At 65.3% G+C, this 18,947-nt stretch carries 13 protein-coding genes and 1 pseudogene; 7 read left to right on the top strand and 7 right to left on the bottom strand.

Annotated elements, in window-relative coordinates; all coding sequences use genetic code 11:
* Positions 1-114 precede the first annotated feature (114 nt).
* Together ACE3P0_RS03665 and ACE3P0_RS03660 are read right to left on the bottom strand one after the other, a co-directional pair.
* Positions 115-1,740: a DEAD/DEAH box helicase gene (locus ACE3P0_RS03665; RefSeq protein WP_374399877.1), complete on the bottom strand. Its 1,626-nt coding sequence runs from the start codon at positions 1,738-1,740 to the stop codon at positions 115-117.
* 217 nt (positions 1,741-1,957) lie between these two features.
* A complete protein-coding gene (locus ACE3P0_RS03660) occupies positions 1,958-2,368 on the bottom strand; it encodes a thioesterase family protein (RefSeq protein ID WP_206253584.1) in 411 nt (136 codons plus the stop codon).
* Between the two features lie 133 nt (positions 2,369-2,501).
* Between ACE3P0_RS03660 and ACE3P0_RS03655 the strand changes: the two genes are divergently transcribed.
* From ACE3P0_RS03655 to ACE3P0_RS03645, 3 genes are all read left to right on the top strand, one after another.
* Positions 2,502-4,139, top strand: coding sequence for a 4Fe-4S dicluster domain-containing protein (locus ACE3P0_RS03655; RefSeq protein WP_374399875.1), 1,638 nt, complete (start codon positions 2,502-2,504; stop codon positions 4,137-4,139).
* A 97-nt stretch (positions 4,140-4,236) separates the two neighbouring features.
* Positions 4,237-5,019, top strand: coding sequence for a 2-oxo-tetronate isomerase (gene otnI, locus ACE3P0_RS03650; RefSeq protein WP_374399873.1), 783 nt, complete (start codon positions 4,237-4,239; stop codon positions 5,017-5,019).
* A 58-nt stretch (positions 5,020-5,077) separates the two neighbouring features.
* The gene (locus ACE3P0_RS03645) at positions 5,078-8,020 is read left to right on the top strand and encodes an HD domain-containing phosphohydrolase (RefSeq protein WP_374399871.1); all 2,943 of its coding nucleotides are present in this window, start codon (positions 5,078-5,080) and stop codon (positions 8,018-8,020) included.
* 47 nt (positions 8,021-8,067) lie between these two features.
* Here ACE3P0_RS03645 and ACE3P0_RS03640 read toward each other — a convergent pair.
* From ACE3P0_RS03640 to purL, 4 genes and pseudogenes are all read right to left on the bottom strand, one after another.
* Positions 8,068-8,295: pseudogene (locus tag ACE3P0_RS03640) on the bottom strand (pullulanase-associated domain-containing protein); the annotation flags it as partial.
* Between the two features lie 27 nt (positions 8,296-8,322).
* The gene (locus tag ACE3P0_RS03635) at positions 8,323-8,571 is read right to left on the bottom strand and encodes a hypothetical protein (protein WP_374399869.1); all 249 of its coding nucleotides are present in this window, start codon (positions 8,569-8,571) and stop codon (positions 8,323-8,325) included.
* Between the two features lie 59 nt (positions 8,572-8,630).
* Positions 8,631-9,746 carry a hypothetical protein gene (locus ACE3P0_RS03630; RefSeq protein WP_374399867.1) on the bottom strand — a complete coding sequence of 372 codons (1,116 nt, stop codon included), beginning with the start codon at positions 9,744-9,746 and terminating at the stop codon, positions 8,631-8,633.
* Positions 9,747-9,754: 8 nt separating this feature from the next.
* Positions 9,755-13,690 (bottom strand): phosphoribosylformylglycinamidine synthase, encoded by a 3,936-nt coding sequence (purL, locus tag ACE3P0_RS03625; protein WP_374399865.1) that lies wholly within the window; start codon positions 13,688-13,690, stop codon positions 9,755-9,757.
* Between the two features lie 182 nt (positions 13,691-13,872).
* Here purL and ACE3P0_RS03620 point away from each other — a divergent pair, with 182 nt between their 5' ends.
* From ACE3P0_RS03620 to ACE3P0_RS03605, 4 genes are all read left to right on the top strand, one after another.
* The gene (locus ACE3P0_RS03620) at positions 13,873-14,736 is read left to right on the top strand and encodes a tetratricopeptide repeat protein (protein WP_374399863.1); all 864 of its coding nucleotides are present in this window, start codon (positions 13,873-13,875) and stop codon (positions 14,734-14,736) included.
* A gap of 87 nt (positions 14,737-14,823) precedes the next feature.
* Positions 14,824-16,488 carry a methyl-accepting chemotaxis protein gene (locus ACE3P0_RS03615; protein ID WP_374399861.1) on the top strand — a complete coding sequence of 555 codons (1,665 nt, stop codon included), beginning with the start codon at positions 14,824-14,826 and terminating at the stop codon, positions 16,486-16,488.
* Positions 16,489-16,527: 39 nt separating this feature from the next.
* Positions 16,528-16,707: a hypothetical protein gene (locus ACE3P0_RS03610; protein ID WP_374399859.1), complete on the top strand. Its 180-nt coding sequence runs from the start codon at positions 16,528-16,530 to the stop codon at positions 16,705-16,707.
* Positions 16,704-18,182: a methyl-accepting chemotaxis protein gene (locus tag ACE3P0_RS03605; protein WP_374399857.1), complete on the top strand. Its 1,479-nt coding sequence runs from the start codon at positions 16,704-16,706 to the stop codon at positions 18,180-18,182. The genes ACE3P0_RS03610 and ACE3P0_RS03605 overlap by 4 nt, the downstream gene beginning before the upstream one ends.
* A gap of 12 nt (positions 18,183-18,194) precedes the next feature.
* Here ACE3P0_RS03605 and ACE3P0_RS03600 read toward each other — a convergent pair whose 3' ends face one another.
* Positions 18,195-18,863 carry a hypothetical protein gene (locus ACE3P0_RS03600; protein WP_374399855.1) on the bottom strand — a complete coding sequence of 223 codons (669 nt, stop codon included), beginning with the start codon at positions 18,861-18,863 and terminating at the stop codon, positions 18,195-18,197.
* Between the last annotated feature and the right edge of the window lie 84 nt (positions 18,864-18,947).

Below are 18,947 nucleotides of genomic sequence, written 5' to 3'. Positions count from 1 at the left end.
GGCGGACCTTGAGGGTACGACCCAGGGCCACCAGGAGCCACGTCCCAGCGTGCCAGGCAGCATGCGCTGCCGGCCACAAGGCGAACGGGGCGGGAAGCCCCGCCCCTGAGCCGATCAGTCTTTGCGCTTGCCGCCCAGCAGCGCCGCCACAGCACGCAGCGCGCGCTGGGCGCCGCCGACCGGGGCTGTCTCCGGCTTGTCAGCAGGCGTCGCCGTGGCACGCGGTGCAGAGTCGGCATTGCGCGAGGCGCTTGCGTGGCGCGGCGGCTGCGAACGGCGCCCGTCGCCTTGCGGGCGTGCCGGGCGATCGCCCCGGCTCGGCGCCCCTTCTGCGGCGCGGGCACCAGGCGCCGCATTGCGGCCGCCGGGCTGCCCCTGCCCCGGGCGCTTGGGCGCCTGCGCGGTCGCTGCGGCAGGCTTGCCGTGGCGCGGGCCGGGCTGCGGCCCACGTGCCGGATGTTGTTGCGGCGACGCATTGCCGCCACGGCCACCGGCGTTGCCACCGCGACCGCCGCCAGCATTGCGGCCACCGCGCGTATGCGCCGGCGCCGGGTGTGCCGGGCGGGCATGCGATTCACCACCGGCGGGCAGTGCCACCGGTACGAATTCCGCGTCGGTGACGCGGTCGATCTTGCGGCGCATCAGGCGTTCGATCGCGACGAGGTGCTTCATCTCCTCGTCATCGACGAGCGAGATTGCCGCACCGCTGGAGCCAGCACGACCAGTGCGGCCAATGCGGTGCACATAGTCTTCCGGCACGTTCGGCAGCTCGAAGTTCACCACTTGCGGCAGTTGGTCGATATCCAGGCCGCGTGCGGCGATGTCGGTCGCGACCAGCACCTGCAGGTCGCCGGATTTGAACTCGGCCAGCGCGCGGGTACGCGCGTTCTGGCTCTTGTTGCCGTGAATCGCGAGCGCCGGAATGCCGTCCTTGTCGAGCTGCTCGGCAAGGCGGTTGGCGCCGTGCTTGGTGCGCGTGAACACCAGCACCTGGAACCACTGATGTTTCTTGATCAGGTGCGCGAGCAGGTGACGCTTCTGCTTCTGACCGATCAGATACACCGACTGCTCAACCAGTTCGCTGGCGGTATTGCGGCGTGCGACTTCGACGTAGCCCGGCTTGTTCATCAGGCCATCGGCCAGCGCCTTGATCTCGTCCGAGAAGGTGGCGGAGAACAGCAGGTTCTGGCGTTGCTTGGGCAACAGCGCGAGCACCTTCTTGATGTCGCGGATGAACCCCATGTCGAGCATGCGGTCCGCTTCGTCGAGCACCAGGATCTCGACATCGGCGAGCGACAGCGTCTTCTGGCCGATGTGGTCGAGCAAGCGGCCCGGCGTGGCGACGAGGATATCCAGCGGTCTCTTCAGGCCGGCGATCTGCGGGTTCATGCCGACGCCGCCGAACATCACCATCGAGCTGATGTCGACATGCTTGCCGTAGGTCTGTACCGACTCTTCCACCTGCGCCGCGAGCTCACGCGTCGGGGTCAGGATCAGGCAGCGCGGCTTGCCCGGCGTGGCGCGTTTCGGCTTGGTCACCAGGCGGTGCAGGATCGGCAGCGTGAAGCCGGCGGTCTTGCCGGTACCCGTCTGGGCCGCGGCCATCAGGTCACCGCCTTGCATCACGAGAGGAATCGCTTGCGCCTGAATCGGCGTCGGGTGGGTGTAACCGGCTTCGCCGATTGCACGCAAAATGGGTTCGGCCAGCGCCAGGCTGGCAAACGTAACTTCGGAATTCATCAAACAGCTCCAGCGACGGCCCGTCGCTGAAAACCGAGCGACACCAATCCAGGCAGACGTGAATGAGATCGAGTAGAAGGCCTTGAATGGCCGGACGATCGGGAGGTAAGCAAAGACCGCTACGACGATTGGCGTACGCAGGGTGGGCGCAGCATACCCGTGATTCGGGCAAAAGTCAGCCTTGGCGCAGGTCAGCCCCTGCGCCAGACTTTAAAACTCAGGCGATCAGGTCGAGCAATTTCTGCGGCAAGGGCGCGGATTTGCCGGTATTCAGGTTGATCCACACGGCCTTGGCCTCGCCGGTTGCATAGGTTTTGCCGTTCGCCGCATCGACGAGCTCATAGCGCGTCTGCACGCTCGATCGCCCCGGATCGCCGACGTAGAGCTTTACCCGCACGGTTGCGGGATAATTGATCGGTTGCAGGAAGGTGCAGGCGGCGTGAACGATCACCGGCACCTGTGGTTCGGCGGGGTCGCAAACGAAGCCCTGCTTGTCGAGCCACTCCACGCGCGCCTGTTCCATGAAGCGGAAGAACACGGTGTTATTGACGTGTCCAAGCGCGTCCTGATCGCCCCAGCGAACCGGGATGTCGCATTCGTGCAGCAAGGTGCCTGCGTTGTCCTGCATGGTCTTTCTCCGGGTTTTCGCGCCTTGATTCGAGGCGCACGACGGGGGTAATCTACCATACCGTACCGTATGGTGAATGACGTTTTGCGGACACCGGTCGCGCAAACGGACTGAATCTTCCAGGAGTGTAGGAATGGAACGCGAGTCGATGGAATTCGACGTGCTGGTGGTGGGTGGCGGGCCTGCGGGCCTGTCGGCGGCGATCCGCATCAAGCAGCTGGCGCAGGAGAAGGGGCAGGACGTCAGCGTCTGCCTGATCGAGAAAGGTGCCGAGATCGGCGCCCACATCCTGTCTGGCGCGGTGATGGACCCGCGCGCGATCAACGAACTGTTCCCCAACTGGAAAGAACTCGGCGCCCCACTCGAAACCGCCGTCACGCACGACCGCGTGCTGTTCCTCTCCGAATCGGGCGCCACCGAAGTGCCGCACTGGGCCACGCCCGACACGCTGAAGAACGACGGCAACTACATCATCAGCCTGGGCATGCTGGCGCGCTGGCTTGGCGAACAGGCCGAAGCGCTGGGCGTGGAGGTGTATCCGGGATTTGCTGGCGCGCAGGTCCTGTACGACGAGCAAGGTCGCGTCAAAGGCGTGATCACCGGCGACATGGGTGTCGGCCGCGACGGCGAGCCGGGCGCCAACTTCCAGCAGGGCATGGAACTGCACGCAAAGTACACGCTGTTCGCTGAAGGCTGCCGTGGTCACCTCGGCAAGCAACTCGAAGCGAAGTTCAATCTGCGTGATGGCGTCGACCCGCAGACCTATGGCATCGGCATCAAGGAACTGTGGGAAGTGAAGCCGGAGAAGTTCCAGAAAGGTCTGGTGCTGCATTCAGCCGGCTGGCCGATGAATCCCGACACCTACGGCGGCGGCTTCATGTACCACTACGGCGAGAATCTGGTGGCAATCGGCTTTGTGGTGGGCCTGGGCTACAGCAATCCGCACCTGTCGCCCTTCGAGGAATTCCAGCGTTACAAGACACACCCGTCGATCAAGGGTTTCTTCGACGGCGCCAAGCGCATCGCCTACGGTGCGCGTGCCATCACCGCCGGCGGCGTGCAGAGCCTGCCCAAGCTCACCTTCCCGGGTGGCGCGCTGATCGGTGACGATGCGGGTTTCCTCAACGCCGCGCGGATCAAGGGCTCCCACGCTGCGATCAAGAGCGGCATGCTGGCGGGCGACGCCGCCTTCGAGGCGGTTGCCGCCGGTCGTGCGCAAGACGAACTGAGCGCCTACCCCGCCGCCTACAAGCAGTCCTGGCTGTTCGATGAACTGTATCGGGCGCGCAACTTCAAGCCCTACATGGCCAAGGGCCTGTGGCTCGGCACACTGCTCTACGGCATCGACCAGAAGCTGTTCGGCGGCAAGGCGCCGTGGACGCTGCACAACACCGCAGACCACACCAAGCTGAAGAAGGCTTCGGCCTGCGCACCGATCGCATACCCGAAGCCTGATGGGGTGCTGACCTTCGATCGCCTCTCCTCGGTATTCCTGTCGAACACCAACCACGAGGAAGACCAGCCCTGCCATCTGCAGTTCAAGGATGCCAGCGTGCCGGTGAAGGTGAACCTCGCCGAGTACGACGCGCCCGAACAGCGCTACTGCCCGGCGGGCGTGTATGAAATCGTGCGCGAAGAGGCCGGCCCGCGCCTGCAGATCAACGCGCAGAACTGCGTGCACTGCAAGACCTGCGACATCAAGGACCCGACGCAGAACATCGTGTGGGTCGTGCCGCAGGGCGGCGAAGGCCCGATCTACCAACAAATGTGATTGCGGCCGACGCACCATCCCGGCGAGCACGCGTTCTGCGCGCGTGCTCGCTTGGGGCAGCCGCGTCACCTCGCTGAACAACCGCTGAACGCGCCCAATGCCACGCTTCGCTGCCAACCTGAACTGGCTGTTCACCGAGCAGGTTTTCGAGGCGCGTTTCGCTGCGGCGGCGTCGGCCGGGTTCGAGGCCGTCGAGTTCCTGTTTCCATACGACCATGCTCCCGCCGAACTCGCGCGCCTTCAGCGCGACGCGGGCGTACAGACGGTGCTGTTCAACCTGCCGCCGGGCGCATGGGCCAACGGTGAACGCGGGCTGGCGGCGCAACCAGGACGCGAACAGGACTTCGCCGCCAGCGTCGAACTGGCGCTACTGCACGCCCGCACCCTGGGCGTGAAGCGCTTGCACGCGATGGCGGGGCTTACCGACCCGGACTTGCCACGCAGCCACCAGCATCACACCTACGTGCAGAACCTGCGCTACGCATGTCGCCGGCTCGCCCCGCACGGCATCGAACTGCTGATCGAACCGATCAACCCGTGCGACATGCCGCACTACTTCCTGACGCATGTTTCGCAGGCGCTCACGATCATTGCCGACGTCGCCGAACCGAACTTGCGGCTCCAGTTCGACGCCTACCATGTGCACCGAGTCGGTGACGACGTCAGCGCGCAGTTCGCCGCCGCACAGGCGCATATCGCTCACATCCAGATTGCCGGCAGCCCTGGCCGCAATGAACCGGACAGCGGCGCGCTCGACTATCGCAGCCTGTTCGCACAGATCGACGCTGCTGGCTTCGATGGCTGGGTTGGCTGCGAATATCGCCCAGCGGCCAGCACCCTCGCCGGGCTGAGTTGGCGTGAACGGCTGACGGCACCCTGATCCCGGCGCGCAGAAAGCGCCTAAACTGGCCGCTCCGCGCCGTACGCCGAGGGCAAACATGGATCGACCGTCAGGCACGCGTTTCCCGCTCTACGTCCATATCACGACGCTGTTCTTCGCGATGCTGCTCGGCATCGGCGGCCTGCTGGCATGGCTCTCTTACGCGCGCAGCGCCGAAATCATTGAAGAAGCGGTGCAGGATGTGTTCACCCGGATCGTGCGCGAGACGACGACCCAGCTCGAAGGGATCGTCGCGCCGGCGCAAACCGCGCTGAGCCTGCAGGCCGAGCAGCGCGTCGTCCGCGCGCGCAACCTGAGGGATCGACTCGACAGCCTCGGCTTCTATGCCCGCGCGCTCGAATCGACGCCCTCCGCCACCTCGGTCTACGCCGGCTACGACGACGGTGATTTCTTCTTGGTCCGAAAGCTCGACGATCCCGAGACGATCCGCGTGCTGCAGGCACCGGCCGGTGCCGCCTACGCAGTGCAAAGCGTAGAGCGTACGGACGCCAGCACCATCGGCGAATTCCTCTTCTTCGACAACGAGTTACGCCCGCTCGGCCGCGATGCCCGCGAGACCTACGTGCACTACGATCCCCGCGAACGCGACTGGTACAAGCAGGCCAGCAGCGCGGCCGGCGTGATCCGCACCGACCCCTATGTGTTCTTCACCACCAACCATGTCGGCATCACCCTCGCGCGACGCAGCATCGATCCGCATACGATCGTCGGCATCGATATCCGCCTGGAAACAGTTGCCGAGCTACTGAAACAACAGAAGTTAACGCCGGGCACGCAACTGGTGATCTTCGACGCGCAGCGTCGCGTGATCGCGGCCGACCAGATCGAACGTGTGGTGCAGACCGACCGCAGCGGCGAGCGCCCCCGGCTGGTACAGCTCGAATCCTTCGGCAGCCCCCCGCTCGCCCATCTCGGCAAGGCGGTCGCAGACGGCGCCACGCCGCATCCGAAGGCGCTGCACATTGATGGGCGCGACTGGCACGCCGCCGCGGTGCGCCTGCCGGGCAGCAACACGGGCCCGCTGTTCCTCGCGATCGCGGTTCCGGATGACGAGCTGCTTGCCCACGCGCGAGAACTGCGCAACGAGCTGTTGTTCGCCACCGTCTGCGTCATGCTGCTGGCGGTACCACTGACGCTGGTGGTGGCGCGCGCGGTGGCGGGCCCGCTACGCAGGCTGGTCGCCGAAGCCGATGCGATCCGCCATTTCGATTTCACGAAGCCGATCGCGGTGAGCTCGCTGGTGCAGGAAGTCGACGATCTGGGCGCAACAATGCAGGGCATGAAGCGCACGATCCGGCGCTTTCTCGACATCTCGTCCGCGATCGCTGCGGAAGACAACTTCGAGCGCCTGCTGCCGCGTCTGCTCAATGAAGTGATCGACGCAGCGCAAGCGTCCGGCGGCGTGCTGTTCCTCGCCGACGCGACCGGCGACCACCTCACCGCCGCAGCGATCCAGCACAACGGCGAGACCACGACACCCAGTGACGCCACCAGTTTGCCGCTCGAAGCCCTGCCCGCTTTGCTGCAAAGCGCGCTTAGCGCACCGGGGGCCGGTGTGATGGCCGGCGAGGTGAGTGCCGAAGCGCTGCGCGGCGCGGGGCTGGATTGCACCGCGTTCTCGCAATCGGCAAGCGCAGCCCTTGCCGTGCCGCTCTACAACCGCAAGCTTCAGCGGGTTGGCGCGATGCTGCTGTTCGGCGCGGCCGGCGCCGACGATGCGAAACGCAGCTTCATCGGCGCGCTGTCGGGCACCGCCGCGATCGCGCTTGAAACGCGCGAACTGGTGCAAGCGCAGAAGGCGCTGTTCGAAGCCTTCGTCAAGCTGATCGCATCCGCGATCGACGCGAAGAGCCCCTACACCGGCGGCCACTGTGCCCGTGTGCCAGAGCTGACGAAGATGCTGGCGCGCGCCGCCTGCGCGGCCGACAGCGGGCCGTTCAAGGATTTCGCGCTCAGCGACGAGGCGTGGGAAGCGGTGCACGTGGCCGCATGGCTGCACGACTGCGGAAAGGTCACCACGCCCGAGTACGTCGTCGACAAGGCGACAAAACTGGAGACGATCTACGACCGCATCCACGAGATCCGTACCCGCTTCGAGGTGCTCAAGCGCGATGCGGAAATTGCAGCGCTGCGCCGCATGCTCAACGGAGAACCGCCCGACGCGGTGCAGACCGACCTGGCGCGCGAACTGGCGAGCCTGGACGCCGATTTCGCCTTCGTCGCGAGCTGCAATGAAGGCGGTGAATTCATGGCGCCGGAGCACCTTGCCCGGCTGAAGCGCATCGCCGAACGGACTTGGCTGCGTACGCTGGACGACCGCATCGGCGTCTCGCACGAGGAACGCGAGCGCAAGGCCGTTACCCCGGTCGAACCGCTGCCGGCGCGCGAAACGGTGCTGGCGGACAAACCTGAACATGCGATCGCGCGTGGTGCGGCAGAGCATATCGGCGCCGACAACCCTTGGGGCTTCCGGCTCGACACGCCGGCCCTGCGCTACAACCGCGGCGAGCTGTACAACCTGTCGATCGGCCGCGGCACGCTGACCGCGGAAGATCGTCACAAGATCAACGACCACATCGTGCAGACGATCATCATGCTGTCGCAGCTGCCCTTCCCGAAGCATTTGCAGCAAGTGCCGGAGATCGCCGGCGGGCATCACGAGAAAATGGACGGAACCGGCTATCCGAAGCGCCTCACCGGCAACGACATGAGTCCGCTCGCGCGCATGATGGCGATTGCCGACATCTTCGAAGCGCTGACCGCAATCGATCGCCCGTACAAGAAAGGCAAATCGCTGTCTGAGGCGATTGCCATCATGGCGCGCATGCGCGACGAACAACACATTGATGCCGACCTCTTCGCACTCTTCCTACGTGCAGGGGTGTATCGCGACTACGCGCAGCGTTTCATGCAGTCGCAGTACATCGATGCGGTGGACATCGAGCGCATCCTCGGCACCAGCGCCGGCGCGCACCAATGAAAAACGGCCGGCATCAAGCCGGCCGTTGCACGAGGCGGGTTGCAGCGTCAGAGCGGCTGCTCGGTGTAGACCTTGCAATCGCCCGACTTGATCCACACCTCGGTACCGCGCTGCGCGATCGTCGGCGGGAAGGTCACGGACTGATCGGTCGCGCAATCCTTCTTGCCGGTGCCGTCAGTAATCAGGAAGTCCATCATCGCCGCCTCGCTCGACACCGCAATGTCGAGATAGACACCAAACGCATCCTTGCCGTCAAAGCCCAGGTTGCCCGGCCACTTCGGCGGCTCGTCCTTGACACCCTTCTAGGCATAGACGCCCCAGCCTTCGTAGTCGCCACCCGCACGCTGATAGTGGAAACGCACCGCGCCGGGCTTCACAGCGCCAATCGTGCCTTCAGCTACCGGTTGCGACTGTTCTACGGCTACCGCAGCAGGCGCCGCAGCCTGCGGCGCGGATTGTGCGACCGCAGGTTCTTCCTTGCTGCACGCCACCAGCGTCGCGACGCTGAGGCAAAGGATGGAGGCTTGGATGATCGATGAACGCTTCTTCATGGCTGGCTCTGTATGACTGTTATTTTTGGGAGGAATGCACCAGAGAACCGCACCTGCGCTCAACGCCAGGCGCTGCCCATCTGGATATAGAAAGCGGTGTCTTCGGGGCCGCGCGCAACGTCCAGCCCAGCCAGCAAGCCAAGCTTGCGTGCAATCAGGTAACGAAAGCCGCCACCCCAGGCATAAGCGGTCTCCGCCGCGCTGAAATCGACGCGAGGCCCGTAGGCCTTGCCGGCACCCGTGAAGCCGACCAGCCACCAGCGCCCGTCAAGCGCCCAGCGCAGTTCCAGCTCACCGGTCGCGGCACTGCGGTCCTGGTAGCGGGCGGCAGGAATACCGCGCAGCTTCACGAAGGGCTGGCCCCAGAAGGGCACGCCGTCGGTGGCGTGCTGGTAGTCCCCGCGCAGCCCAAGCACCCATTGCGGCGCCAACTGCAACCAGTGGTAGGCCCGCAGACCGTAGAGATCGAAGCTCATCGACGCGCCAAACGCAGGCCGGATGAAGTTGGCCTCGCCCTCGACGTAGGTGCCCTTGTTCGGCGACAGGAAGTTGTCGCGCGTGTCGTAATCGACCAGCAAGCCAGCGCTGCCGATACGTGCCTTCGATGATTCAGGCAGCAGTTCGAACGGGCGCTCATGCTCGAAACGCATCGTGGCATCGAGGTAGGCGTAGCGCGCACCGACGAGCCAGGGCGTATCCGCAACGCGCATCAGCACCTGCTGCACCGTACCGAGGCCCTCGACACCATAGCGCCGGGCCTGACCGGTCAGCCCATAGTAGTCGAGGCGTATGTCGAGTTTCGCAACGCCGCCCATGTAACGGAAACGATCGCCCTGCCAGGCGTGCATGTGGCCGGCGAAACCACCCCAGGTGCCGTTCTCGGTCTTGAAACCGCCAATTGCCGAGATGTTCGGCGGCGCAGGGCGGCCGGATTCCTCCAGGCTCTTCTGTGCCGCTTCGGACATCGACTGATCGAAGAAGGCCGCGACCATGCCGCCACCGTAGCCGACCGCCGGCTCGGTGATGATCACCGGCACCGGCAGCAGGCCCTTGTACGTCAGCAGATACTCGCTGGCGTCAAAGCGGCCGTCTTCCGGATCGGTGAATTTCTCCGGCGCCGCCAGGGCGACACCGGAGAACAGACTCAACAGCGCGAGCGCGCCGCGAAGCTTCATGGCAGGAGTCAGCCCAACCAGACCCGCGCGTTGCGGAACATGCGCATCCAGGGCGAATCCTCGCCGAGGAAGTCCGGCGCCCAGGACATCTGCAGCGTGCGGCGGCAGCGTTCCGGGTGCGGCATCATGATCGTGAAGCGGCCGTCCGGCGTGGTCAGACCGGCGATGCCCGCGGGCGAACCGTTCGGGTTTGCCGGGTAGCGGGTCGCCACCTGGCCAGCGTTGTCGATGTAGCGCAGCGCGATCTTCGCGTTGTCCTGAGCGTCGATGCCGTCGAACACCGCGCGGCCCTCGCCGTGCGACACCACGATCGGCATACGGCTGCCGGCCATGCCGGCGAACAGGATCGACGGGTTCTCCGGAATTTCGGCCATCACGAAGCGCGCTTCGAACTGCTCGCTGCGGTTGCGCTGGAAGGTCGGCCAGCACTCGGCACCGGGGATGATCGGTGCGAGGTGCGCCATCATCTGGCAGCCGTTGCAGACGCCCAGCGCGAAGGTGTCGCTGCGACCGAAGAAGGCTTCGAACTGCGCACGCAGCGCGTCCGAGAACAGGATCGACTTCGCCCAGCCCTGCCCCGCGCCCAGCACGTCGCCGTACGAGAAACCGCCGCAGGCTGCGAGGCCCTTGAACCGGTCGAGCGTGTAGCGGCCGGAGAACAGGTCGGACATGTGCACATCAAACGGCTCGAAGCCGGCACGCTCGAAGGCCGATGCCATCTCGGCCTGCGAGTTCACGCCCTGCTCGCGCAGGATCGCGATCTTGGGCCGTGCGCCGGTGGCGATCATCGGCGCAGCAATGTCCTCTGCGGCATCGAAGGTCAGCGCCACCGACAGACCCGGGTTGTTCGCTTCAAGCAGGCCGTCGAATTCTTCCTGCGCACACGTTGCGTCGTCGCGGATCTTCGCGATCTGGTAGCTGACCTCGCTCCACGCGCGCTGCAGTTCGGCGCGCGGCGCCGAGAAGATCATCTTCGCGTTGCGCCAGATGCGCAGTTCGTCGCGGTCGTTCGGCTGGCCGATGAAGTGTGCGCAGCCACCCAGGCCATGCGCGCGCAGCGTCGCGAGGATTGCATCGCGGTCGTCACGGCGCACCTGGATCACCGCACCGAGCTCTTCGGCGAACAGCGCTGCGATCGCGCGATCGTTGAAGCGACCGGCGAGCATGCCCGCCTTCTTCTCGCCGCCATCGACGTCCGACAGGTGGCCGTCATAGGCAATCGAATCCAACTCCAGCGACACGCCGACGCGGCCGGCAAAGGCCATTTCGGCCACCGTCGCCAGCAGACCACCATCACCACGGTCGTGATAGGCCAGCACGCGCTTGTCGCGTTTGAGCTCGGCCATTGCGCCGACGAAGGCGGTCAGCGTGCCCGGCTCGACGTCCGGCGCATGTTCGCCGACCGAGTTGAAGCACTGCGCGAACACCGAACCGCCGAGGCGATGCTTGCCGTGGCCCAGGTCGATCAGCACCAGCTCGGTCTCCACGCCCGGCAGGCGCTTGAGTTCCGGCGTCAGTGTGCGGCGCACATCGCCCACCGGCGCAAACGCAGTGACAATCAGCGACAGCGGGGCAACGACCTTCTTCTCGGTCTCACCGTCCTGCCACACCGTCTTCATCGACAGCGAGTCCTTGCCGACCGGGATCGCGATCCGCGCGCCCTGACAGAACTCGGAGACCGCCTTCACGGTGGCGAACAGGTGGGCGTCCTCGCCGCGGTGGCCGCAGGCGGCCATCCAGTTGGCGGAGAGCTTGATCTGCTTCATGTCCGACACGTCAGCGGCGAGCAGGTTGGTCACCGACTCGCCGACCGCCATGCGGCCCGATGCCGCCGGCGACACACAGGCCAGCGGCGTGCGCTCGCCCATCGCCATCGCTTCGCCGAGGTAGCCGTGGAAGCTGGCGGTCGTCACCGCCACATCGGCCACCGGCACCTGCCACGGGCCGACCATCTGGTCGCGTGCGGTCTGGCCGCCGACCGAGCGGTCGCCGATCGTGATCAGGAAGTTCTTCGAGGCCACCGTCGGGTTGCGCAGCACACGCATCACCGCGTCGGCCAGATCCACCGAGGTCGTGTCCAGCGGCGGCAGGAAGATGTCGCGATGGGCCACGTCACGCGTCATACGCGGCGGCTTGCCGAGCAGGACCTGCATGTCCATGTCGACCGGCTTGTTGCCAAAGTGGCTGTCGCTCACCGTCAGATGGCCGTCGGCCGTGGTGGTGCCGAGCACCGCAAACGGGCAGCGCTCGCGTGCGCAGATCGCCTCGAAATCGGCAAGGCGCTCGGGCGCGATCGCCAGCACGTAGCGCTCTTGGGCCTCGTTCGACCAGATTTCGCGCGGGCTCATGCCCGGCTCTTCGATCTGGATGTTGCGAAGTTCAAAATGCGCGCCGAGTTTGGCGTGGTCGGCCAGTTCGGGCATCGCATTGGAAAGGCCGCCAGCGCCCACGTCGTGGATCGCCAGGATCGGGTTGTTCTCGCCTTGCTGCCAGCAGGCATCGATTACCTCCTGGGCACGGCGCTCGATTTCCGGGTTGCCGCGCTGCACCGAGGCGAAGTCCAAGTCCGCGGTGTTGGTGCCGGTCGCCATCGACGAAGCAGCGCCGCCGCCGAGGCCGATCAGCATGCCGGGGCCACCAAGCTGGATCAGCAGCGTGCCGGGCGTGAAGTCGCTCTTGAACGACTGCTGCGCCTGGATGCTGCCGACACCGCCGGCGATCATGATCGGCTTGTGGTAGCCGCGCACTTCGCCCATCACATCCTGCTCGAAGGTGCGGAAGTAACCGGTCAGGTTAGGACGGCCGAACTCGTTGTTGAACGCCGCTGCGCCGAGCGGGCCGTCGATCATGATCTGCAGCGCGGACGCGATGCGCTCCGGCTTGCCGTAATTCACTTCCCACGGCTGCTCATAGCCAGGGATACGCAGGTTCGATACCGAAAAGCCCGCCAGACCCGCCTTGGGCTTGGAACCGCGGCCGGTTGCGCCTTCGTCGCGGATCTCGCCGCCGGCGCCGGTGGATGCGCCCGGGAAGGGCGAAATCGCGGTCGGGTGGTTATGTGTCTCAACCTTGGCGAGGATGTGGGTCAGCTCGGTCTTGTAGCTCCAGCGGCCGTCCTGCTCGGGATAGAAGCGCTGCACCTCCGCGCCTTCGAAGATCGCGGCGTTATCCGAATACGCCACGACGGTGTGCTCGGGCTGCGCCTTGTGGGTGTCGCGGATCATGCCGAACAGGGTTTTCTCTTCGGCCTTGCCGTCGATGACCCAGCTGGCGTTGAAGATCTTGTGACGGCAGTGCTCCGAGTTCGCCTGCGCGAACATCATCAGCTCCACGTCGGTGGGGTTGCGGCCCATCTTCGTGAAGTTCTCGACCAGGTAGTCAATCTCGTCCGGCGACAGCGCCAGCCCCAGCTCGCCGTTGGCCACTTCGAGCGCGGCACGGCCACCACCGATGATGTCCACCGTGGTCAGCGGCTGCGGCGCATAGTGGGCGAACAGCGCATGGGCCGCGTCGACCGTGTCGAGCACCGATTCGGTCATGCGGTCATGCAGTACAGGCAGCGCTGCTTCGCGGGCATCGGCGTCGAACGCGCCGCGCAGGTCCAGCGAATAAGCGGTGCCGCGTTCGACGCGCTTGATCTTCGCAAAGCCGCAGTTGTGCGCGATGTCGGTCGCCTTCGACGACCATGGCGAGATCGTCCCCAGACGCGGCGTCACCAGCAGCAGCGCGCCGGCCGGCGTATCCCCCTGCGGGTAGGCGCCGAGCAGGTCGGCCAGGCGCTCGGCCTCATCACCGGTGAGCGGCGCATCGATCTCGACGAAGTACCAGTGTTCGGCGGCGAGCCCCTTCAACTTCGGCAGGGCGGATTTGAGCTGGGCGGTAAGGCGCTCCAGGCGGGAAGCGGAAAGCGCGGGCGCGCCACGCAGCTTGAGGATCTCGGGCATGGTGGTTCCGAAGGGGCTAGCCAGGGGATTCGGTTGCGAACGACGCGCTGAATGGGCGCCGCCCTTGAAAAAACGTAGATTATACCGGCACTTGGCGACTTTTCGGGAGGCTTTCGAAGGCTCTTGAATCGGCTCGCATAGGCCCAAACTTCAATCCTGCGCACTACACATGGGAGCCCAGCATGGCAGGCAGCGAATTTGTGTTCGACGTGACAACCCGGAATTTCGACGAACGCGTCATCGCGGCATCGATGCAGGTGCCCGTGCTGGTCGACTTCTGGGCGCCGTGGTGCGGCCCTTGCCGCGCGCTCGGCCCGACGCTTGAGAAGCTGGCCGCCGAGTTTGGCGGCCAGTTCCTGCTCGCCAAGGTGAATTCGGACGAAAACGTCGCCCTGGCGCAGCGCTTTGGCGTGCGTGGCATCCCGAACGTCAAGGCGATCGTCAAGGGCGAAGTGGTGGATGAATTTACCGGCGCCCTGCCGGAAGCGACGCTGCGCGCCTTCATACAAAGCCTGTTGCCCTCTGCCGCCGCCCCGCTGCGCGAAGCTGCCCGCGCGGCACGTGAGCAGGGCCGGCCGGACGAGGCTCGCGCGCTGCTCGAACAAGCGCTGGAGCTCGATCCCAAAGATGAGGAAAGCTACCTCGACCTCGCCGACGTCCTGCTCGATCAAGCCGATCTGCCGACCGCCCGCCTTCTGCTCGACAACGTAGCGGAGCCAGCCCGCAACCCTGATCGCGTGGCCGGCCTGCGCGCGCGCCTCGCCTTGCTCGACGGCGCGCCTGACACCACTGAGCGCGACGCACTGGAAGCACGGATCGCTGCCGACCCGGCCGACCTTGGCGCCCGTCTGGCGCTGGCACGCCTGCTTTCCGCGCGCCGCGACTACGAGCCCGCCCTCGCACAACTGCTGGAAATCGTACGGCGCGATCGCAGTTTCGAGGACGACGCCGGGCGGCTGATGATGCTGCAACTCTTCGCCGCAATCAGTGATGACGCGCTGGTCCGCCGCTACCGATCGGAATTGGCCTCAACGCTCAACCGCTAAAGACCGCGCCGTGGGTGCCGTTATCCGTTAGTGCCTGCCGCCATCGGCATACGGATAAACAGAGCAGAAAGCTGGAGGAGCTCCCACATGGGCAACCTGACCGTCAAGGCCAAACTCGGCCTGCTGGTTCTCATCTCGATCGGCACCTTGTTGCTGGTCGGCATTTCCGGCTGGGTCGGCATCAGCCGAGTCGGCAGCGCGATGTCACAACTGGGCGAAACGCAATTGCCCGCCGTTATCGCGCTCTCGGATGTTCGCAGCAACCAGTACGCGCTCTACGCCTACACGCTTGAAGCGGCGACCTGGGAGAAAGAGAAGTACGCCAACTCCCAGTTCAAGAACATCCTCGAACGCAAGGAAAAAGCGACCGCAGCGCTCGACAAGGCGTTGAAAACCTACGCCGGCCAGAAACGCACAGAAGATGAGGAGAAGGCCTGGAAAACCCTGGAACCCGGCCTCAAGCGCTGGCGCGAGTTCGACGTCAAGCTCAACGCAGTGATCACCGAGCTGGGCAACAATTCCGAGTTCGAGCATCAGGCCGAACTGTTCGAGAAGTACTACTTCTACGTGACCGACTGGAAGGATGCGCAGTACGCCGTCGAGCGTAACCTGAACAAACTGGTCGAGCTCAACGTCAAGTACGCGAAGGACGCCAGCGACTCCGGCACGCTGTCGCGCAAGGCCGCGGTCGGCGCCATGCTGACGGTGTTCGCGCTGGCCGTCGCCACCCTGCTCGCGCTGGGCTGGATCTTCTTCAAGAGCATCACCGGTGCGCTCGACAAGATGCGCCGCGCAATCACCTCAGTGGCCGCCAACAACGATTTCACGATCCGCGCCGACGTTACCAGCAACGACGAAACCGGGCAGACCGCCAAGGCTTTCAACCAGTTGCTCGAACAGATGCAGGATTCGCTGCGCGAGGTGCTGAACAACGCGCAGAACATTTCGGAAGCGGCCCACAAGGCGTCCGACGCCGCGCAGCAGGTGTCCGACGCTTCGACCAGCCAGAGCGAATCGGCTTCGGCGATGGCCTCGGCGATCGAAGAGATGACGGTCTCGATCAACCATATCACCGACAGCACCCGCGACGCCCAGCATCGCGCACACGACGCTGGCAGCGCCGCCGACTCCGGTGCCACCATCATCGCCAAGACCAACAGCGAGATGGATCACATCGCCGGCACCGTGCAAACCGCGGGCGAGACGATCAACGACCTGGGCCGCCAGTCCGACAAGATCTCCGGGATCATGCAGGTGATCAAGGAAGTGGCGGACCAGACCAACCTGCTCGCGCTCAACGCTGCCATCGAGGCGGCGCGGGCCGGCGAACAGGGCCGCGGCTTTGCGGTGGTGGCCGACGAAGTGCGCAAGCTTGCCGAGCGCACCCGCAAGGCGACCGAAGAAATCAGCCAGATGGTCGTGACGATGCAGGGCTCGGCACGTAACGCGGTCACCGGCATGGACTCCGTCGTCAGCCGTGTATTCGAAGGCAAGGAATTGTCCGACCAGGCGGCAGCCCGCATGAACGAGATCCAGGGTTCGGCGGGTCAGGTCACGGAGGCGATCAACGAGATCTCTGCCGCGCTCAACGAGCAGAGCGCCGCCGCACAGGACATCGCCCGCCAGGTCGAACATGTCGCCCGAATGAGTGAGGACAACAGCTACGCCGCGCAGGAAACCGCGCGCATCTCGCAGGAGCTGGACGCCTTTGCCTCAGCGCTGCGCGACGCCGCGTCGCGCTTCAAGGTCTGACGAAAGGCCCGCACCAACCCATCCAACAGGAGGCCACCCATGCGCAACCTCAGCATCCGGATCCGGCTCGGCATTCTGGTGTTGGTCGCAGTGCTCGCGGTGGTGGCTGCAGCGGTCGGCGGCTGGGTTGGATTGCGGGCAATCGGCGGCACGCTGTCGGATGTAACACAACAGCAGATGCCGGGGCTGGTGGGCCTGCAGCGGGTCAGGCTCAGGTGATTGAAGCCACCCTTGAGGTCGCGCTCAAGGAGCAGGACATGTATGCGCAGGAGTTCTTCAAGAACCTCATGCTCAACAAGGACCGCGCGTGGAAAGAGATCGATGCGGGCTGGAAGGCCTACGCGACTGCACCGCGCGGCCCCGAAGAAGAAAAGGCCTGGGCGACCCTGAAGCAACCGTTTGACGCCTGGCGGGAGCAGGACAGCGCGCTCAATGAGGTGATCGCAAGCCTCAGCACCAACGACCAACCGGTCAAGCAGCGCGCGCTGTTCGAGACCTACTACAAGCTGATCGACACGCAGCGGGCTGCCGCCACGGTCGTGCGTGAGCACCTGACCAAACTGCAGGCACTGAGCCTCAAGCGGATGGGCGAAACGCGCAATGACGCTACGGCCACCATTTCGCGCTTCTCCGCCTTCGGCGCGCTGATCGCAGTGGGTTCGATCGCCGTGCTGACTGCGCTGGCATTCGTGATCGTGCGTGCCGTGGTGGGCTCGCTCGACGCGATTCGCAGCACCATCGTTGCCGTCGCCGGCAGCGGCGACTTCACCTTGCGCGCACAGGTGCGGGCCACCGACGAGGCGGGCCAGACGGCGGCCGCGTTCAACCAGCTGGTCGAGCAGATGCAGGGCTCGCTACGCGAAGTGCTGGACAACGCCGAACGCATTGCCGACGCATCCGACCGCGCTTCGGGCGTTGCCCGCCAGGTCTCGGAGGCGTCTTCCCGCCAGAGCGAATCGGCCACCGCGATGGCCTCGGCGATCGTCGAAATGACGACTTCGATCAACCACATCACCGACTCAACGCACGACGCGCAACAGCGCGCGCAGGACGCGGGCAGCGCCGCCGACTCCGGCGCCACGATCATTTCGCAGACCAACAGCGAGATGGATCAGATCGCCGGCACGGTGCAAACCGCCGGCGAAACGATCAACGATCTGGGTCGCCAGTCCGACAAGATCTCCGGAATCATGCAGGTGATCAAGGAAGTTGCCGACCAGACCAACCTGCTCGCGCTCAACGCTGCGATCGAAGCGGCGCGGGCAGGCGAACAGGGGCGTGGCTTTGCGGTCGTGGCGGACGAAGTGCGCAAACTGGCGGAACGTACCCGCAAGGCGACCGAAGAGATCAGCCAGATGGTCCTGACGATGCAAAGCTCGGCACACGATGCGGTGGCCGGCATGGATTCGGTCGTGACCAGGGTCTTCGACGGCAAGCGTCTGTCGGATCAGGCGGCGGACAGGATGAATGCGATCCAGGGTTCCGCCACGCACGTCAGCGCTGCGATCAACGAGATCTCGGCCGCACTGACCGAACAGAGCGCCGCCGCGCAGGATATTGCCCGCAAGGTCGAAAGCGTTGCCCAGATGAGCGAGGACAATAGCCAAGCTGCGCAAGAGACATCGCGCGTAGCCGAAGAACTCAAGTGCTTCGCCGGGGCGCTGCGCGAAGCGGCGAATCGGTTCCGCGTCTAGGCGCGCGGCGGCTCAGGGCTGCGCGCGCATCAGGTCGGCCACATCGCGCCCGTCCACGCGAACACGCGCACGCAGCGCGCCGTTTTCGTCCGCGGAAACCGGGTCGATACTCACCGTGCCGCCGTCCAGCAAACGCTGCAGACGCTGGGCTGAATGTTCGTGGGTCAAGCCGGCACTGGCTTCCGGGCCCAAACCTTCGACCACGATCTTGCGGCCGTTGTGAAAGAAGGTCGAGCCATCCACCGCATAGGCGCGAATCGGCGCCGAACGCGCCTTTACCGGAGAGCCATCGAGCGGGGTGCCGGAATTCTCGAGCGAGCGCGCGTTGATCGGGCTCTTGGTCACCACCGTCTCGGCCGGTTCGCCACACGGTTTCTTGACCTTGACCGACTTGCCCTTGCGCTTGACCGTTTCATAGCAAACCTTGGGCTTGGCGGCACTCGCCGACTTCGCGGTCGACTTGCCGGCCGCGGTTTTGCCCGCTCCCGACTTCGCCGACGCTGACTTTCCGGTGCTGGATTTCTTGCTGCTGGGTTTCGCCGACGTGCTGGTCGTCGGCTTCTTGGTGTGGGACTTGCTGGTGCTCGCGCCGGCGACGTTCGGCAGACCGGCTGCGCACAGGATCGCGACGCCCATCAAGCTTGCGGCAATCCGGAAACGGGGGGTACGGTTGGAGCTCACGCGTGACCTTGCCGGGCACGAGGCCCGCTCTGGGTTGAGTCGAGTCAGGCATTCTACCGCAGCACCGTTTTGCCCCTCTCAGCG

The sequence above is a fragment of the Niveibacterium sp. genome, assembly GCF_041909475.1.
GTDB lineage: Bacteria > Pseudomonadota > Gammaproteobacteria > Burkholderiales > Rhodocyclaceae > Niveibacterium.
Note: the sequence above shows the minus strand (reverse complement) of the source record. Positions and strands in the feature narration are given on the sequence as shown.

Excerpts from the sequence above, each read along its gene's own strand:
- ACE3P0_RS03665 (WP_374399877.1), bottom strand. The coding sequence starts at position 1,740 with ATGAATTCCGAAGTTACGTTTGCCAGCCTGGCGCTGGCCGAACCCATT.
- ACE3P0_RS03660 (WP_206253584.1), bottom strand. The coding sequence starts at position 2,368 with ATGCAGGACAACGCAGGCACCTTGCTGCACGAATGCGACATCCCGGTT.
- ACE3P0_RS03655 (WP_374399875.1), top strand. The coding sequence starts at position 2,502 with ATGGAACGCGAGTCGATGGAATTCGACGTGCTGGTGGTGGGTGGCGGG.
- otnI (WP_374399873.1), top strand. The coding sequence starts at position 4,237 with ATGCCACGCTTCGCTGCCAACCTGAACTGGCTGTTCACCGAGCAGGTT.
- ACE3P0_RS03645 (WP_374399871.1), top strand. The coding sequence starts at position 5,078 with ATGGATCGACCGTCAGGCACGCGTTTCCCGCTCTACGTCCATATCACG.
- ACE3P0_RS03635 (WP_374399869.1), bottom strand. The coding sequence starts at position 8,571 with ATGAAGAAGCGTTCATCGATCATCCAAGCCTCCATCCTTTGCCTCAGC.
- ACE3P0_RS03630 (WP_374399867.1), bottom strand. The coding sequence starts at position 9,746 with ATGAAGCTTCGCGGCGCGCTCGCGCTGTTGAGTCTGTTCTCCGGTGTC.
- purL (WP_374399865.1), bottom strand. The coding sequence starts at position 13,690 with ATGCCCGAGATCCTCAAGCTGCGTGGCGCGCCCGCGCTTTCCGCTTCC.
- ACE3P0_RS03620 (WP_374399863.1), top strand. The coding sequence starts at position 13,873 with ATGGCAGGCAGCGAATTTGTGTTCGACGTGACAACCCGGAATTTCGAC.
- ACE3P0_RS03615 (WP_374399861.1), top strand. The coding sequence starts at position 14,824 with ATGGGCAACCTGACCGTCAAGGCCAAACTCGGCCTGCTGGTTCTCATC.
- ACE3P0_RS03610 (WP_374399859.1), top strand. The coding sequence starts at position 16,528 with ATGCGCAACCTCAGCATCCGGATCCGGCTCGGCATTCTGGTGTTGGTC.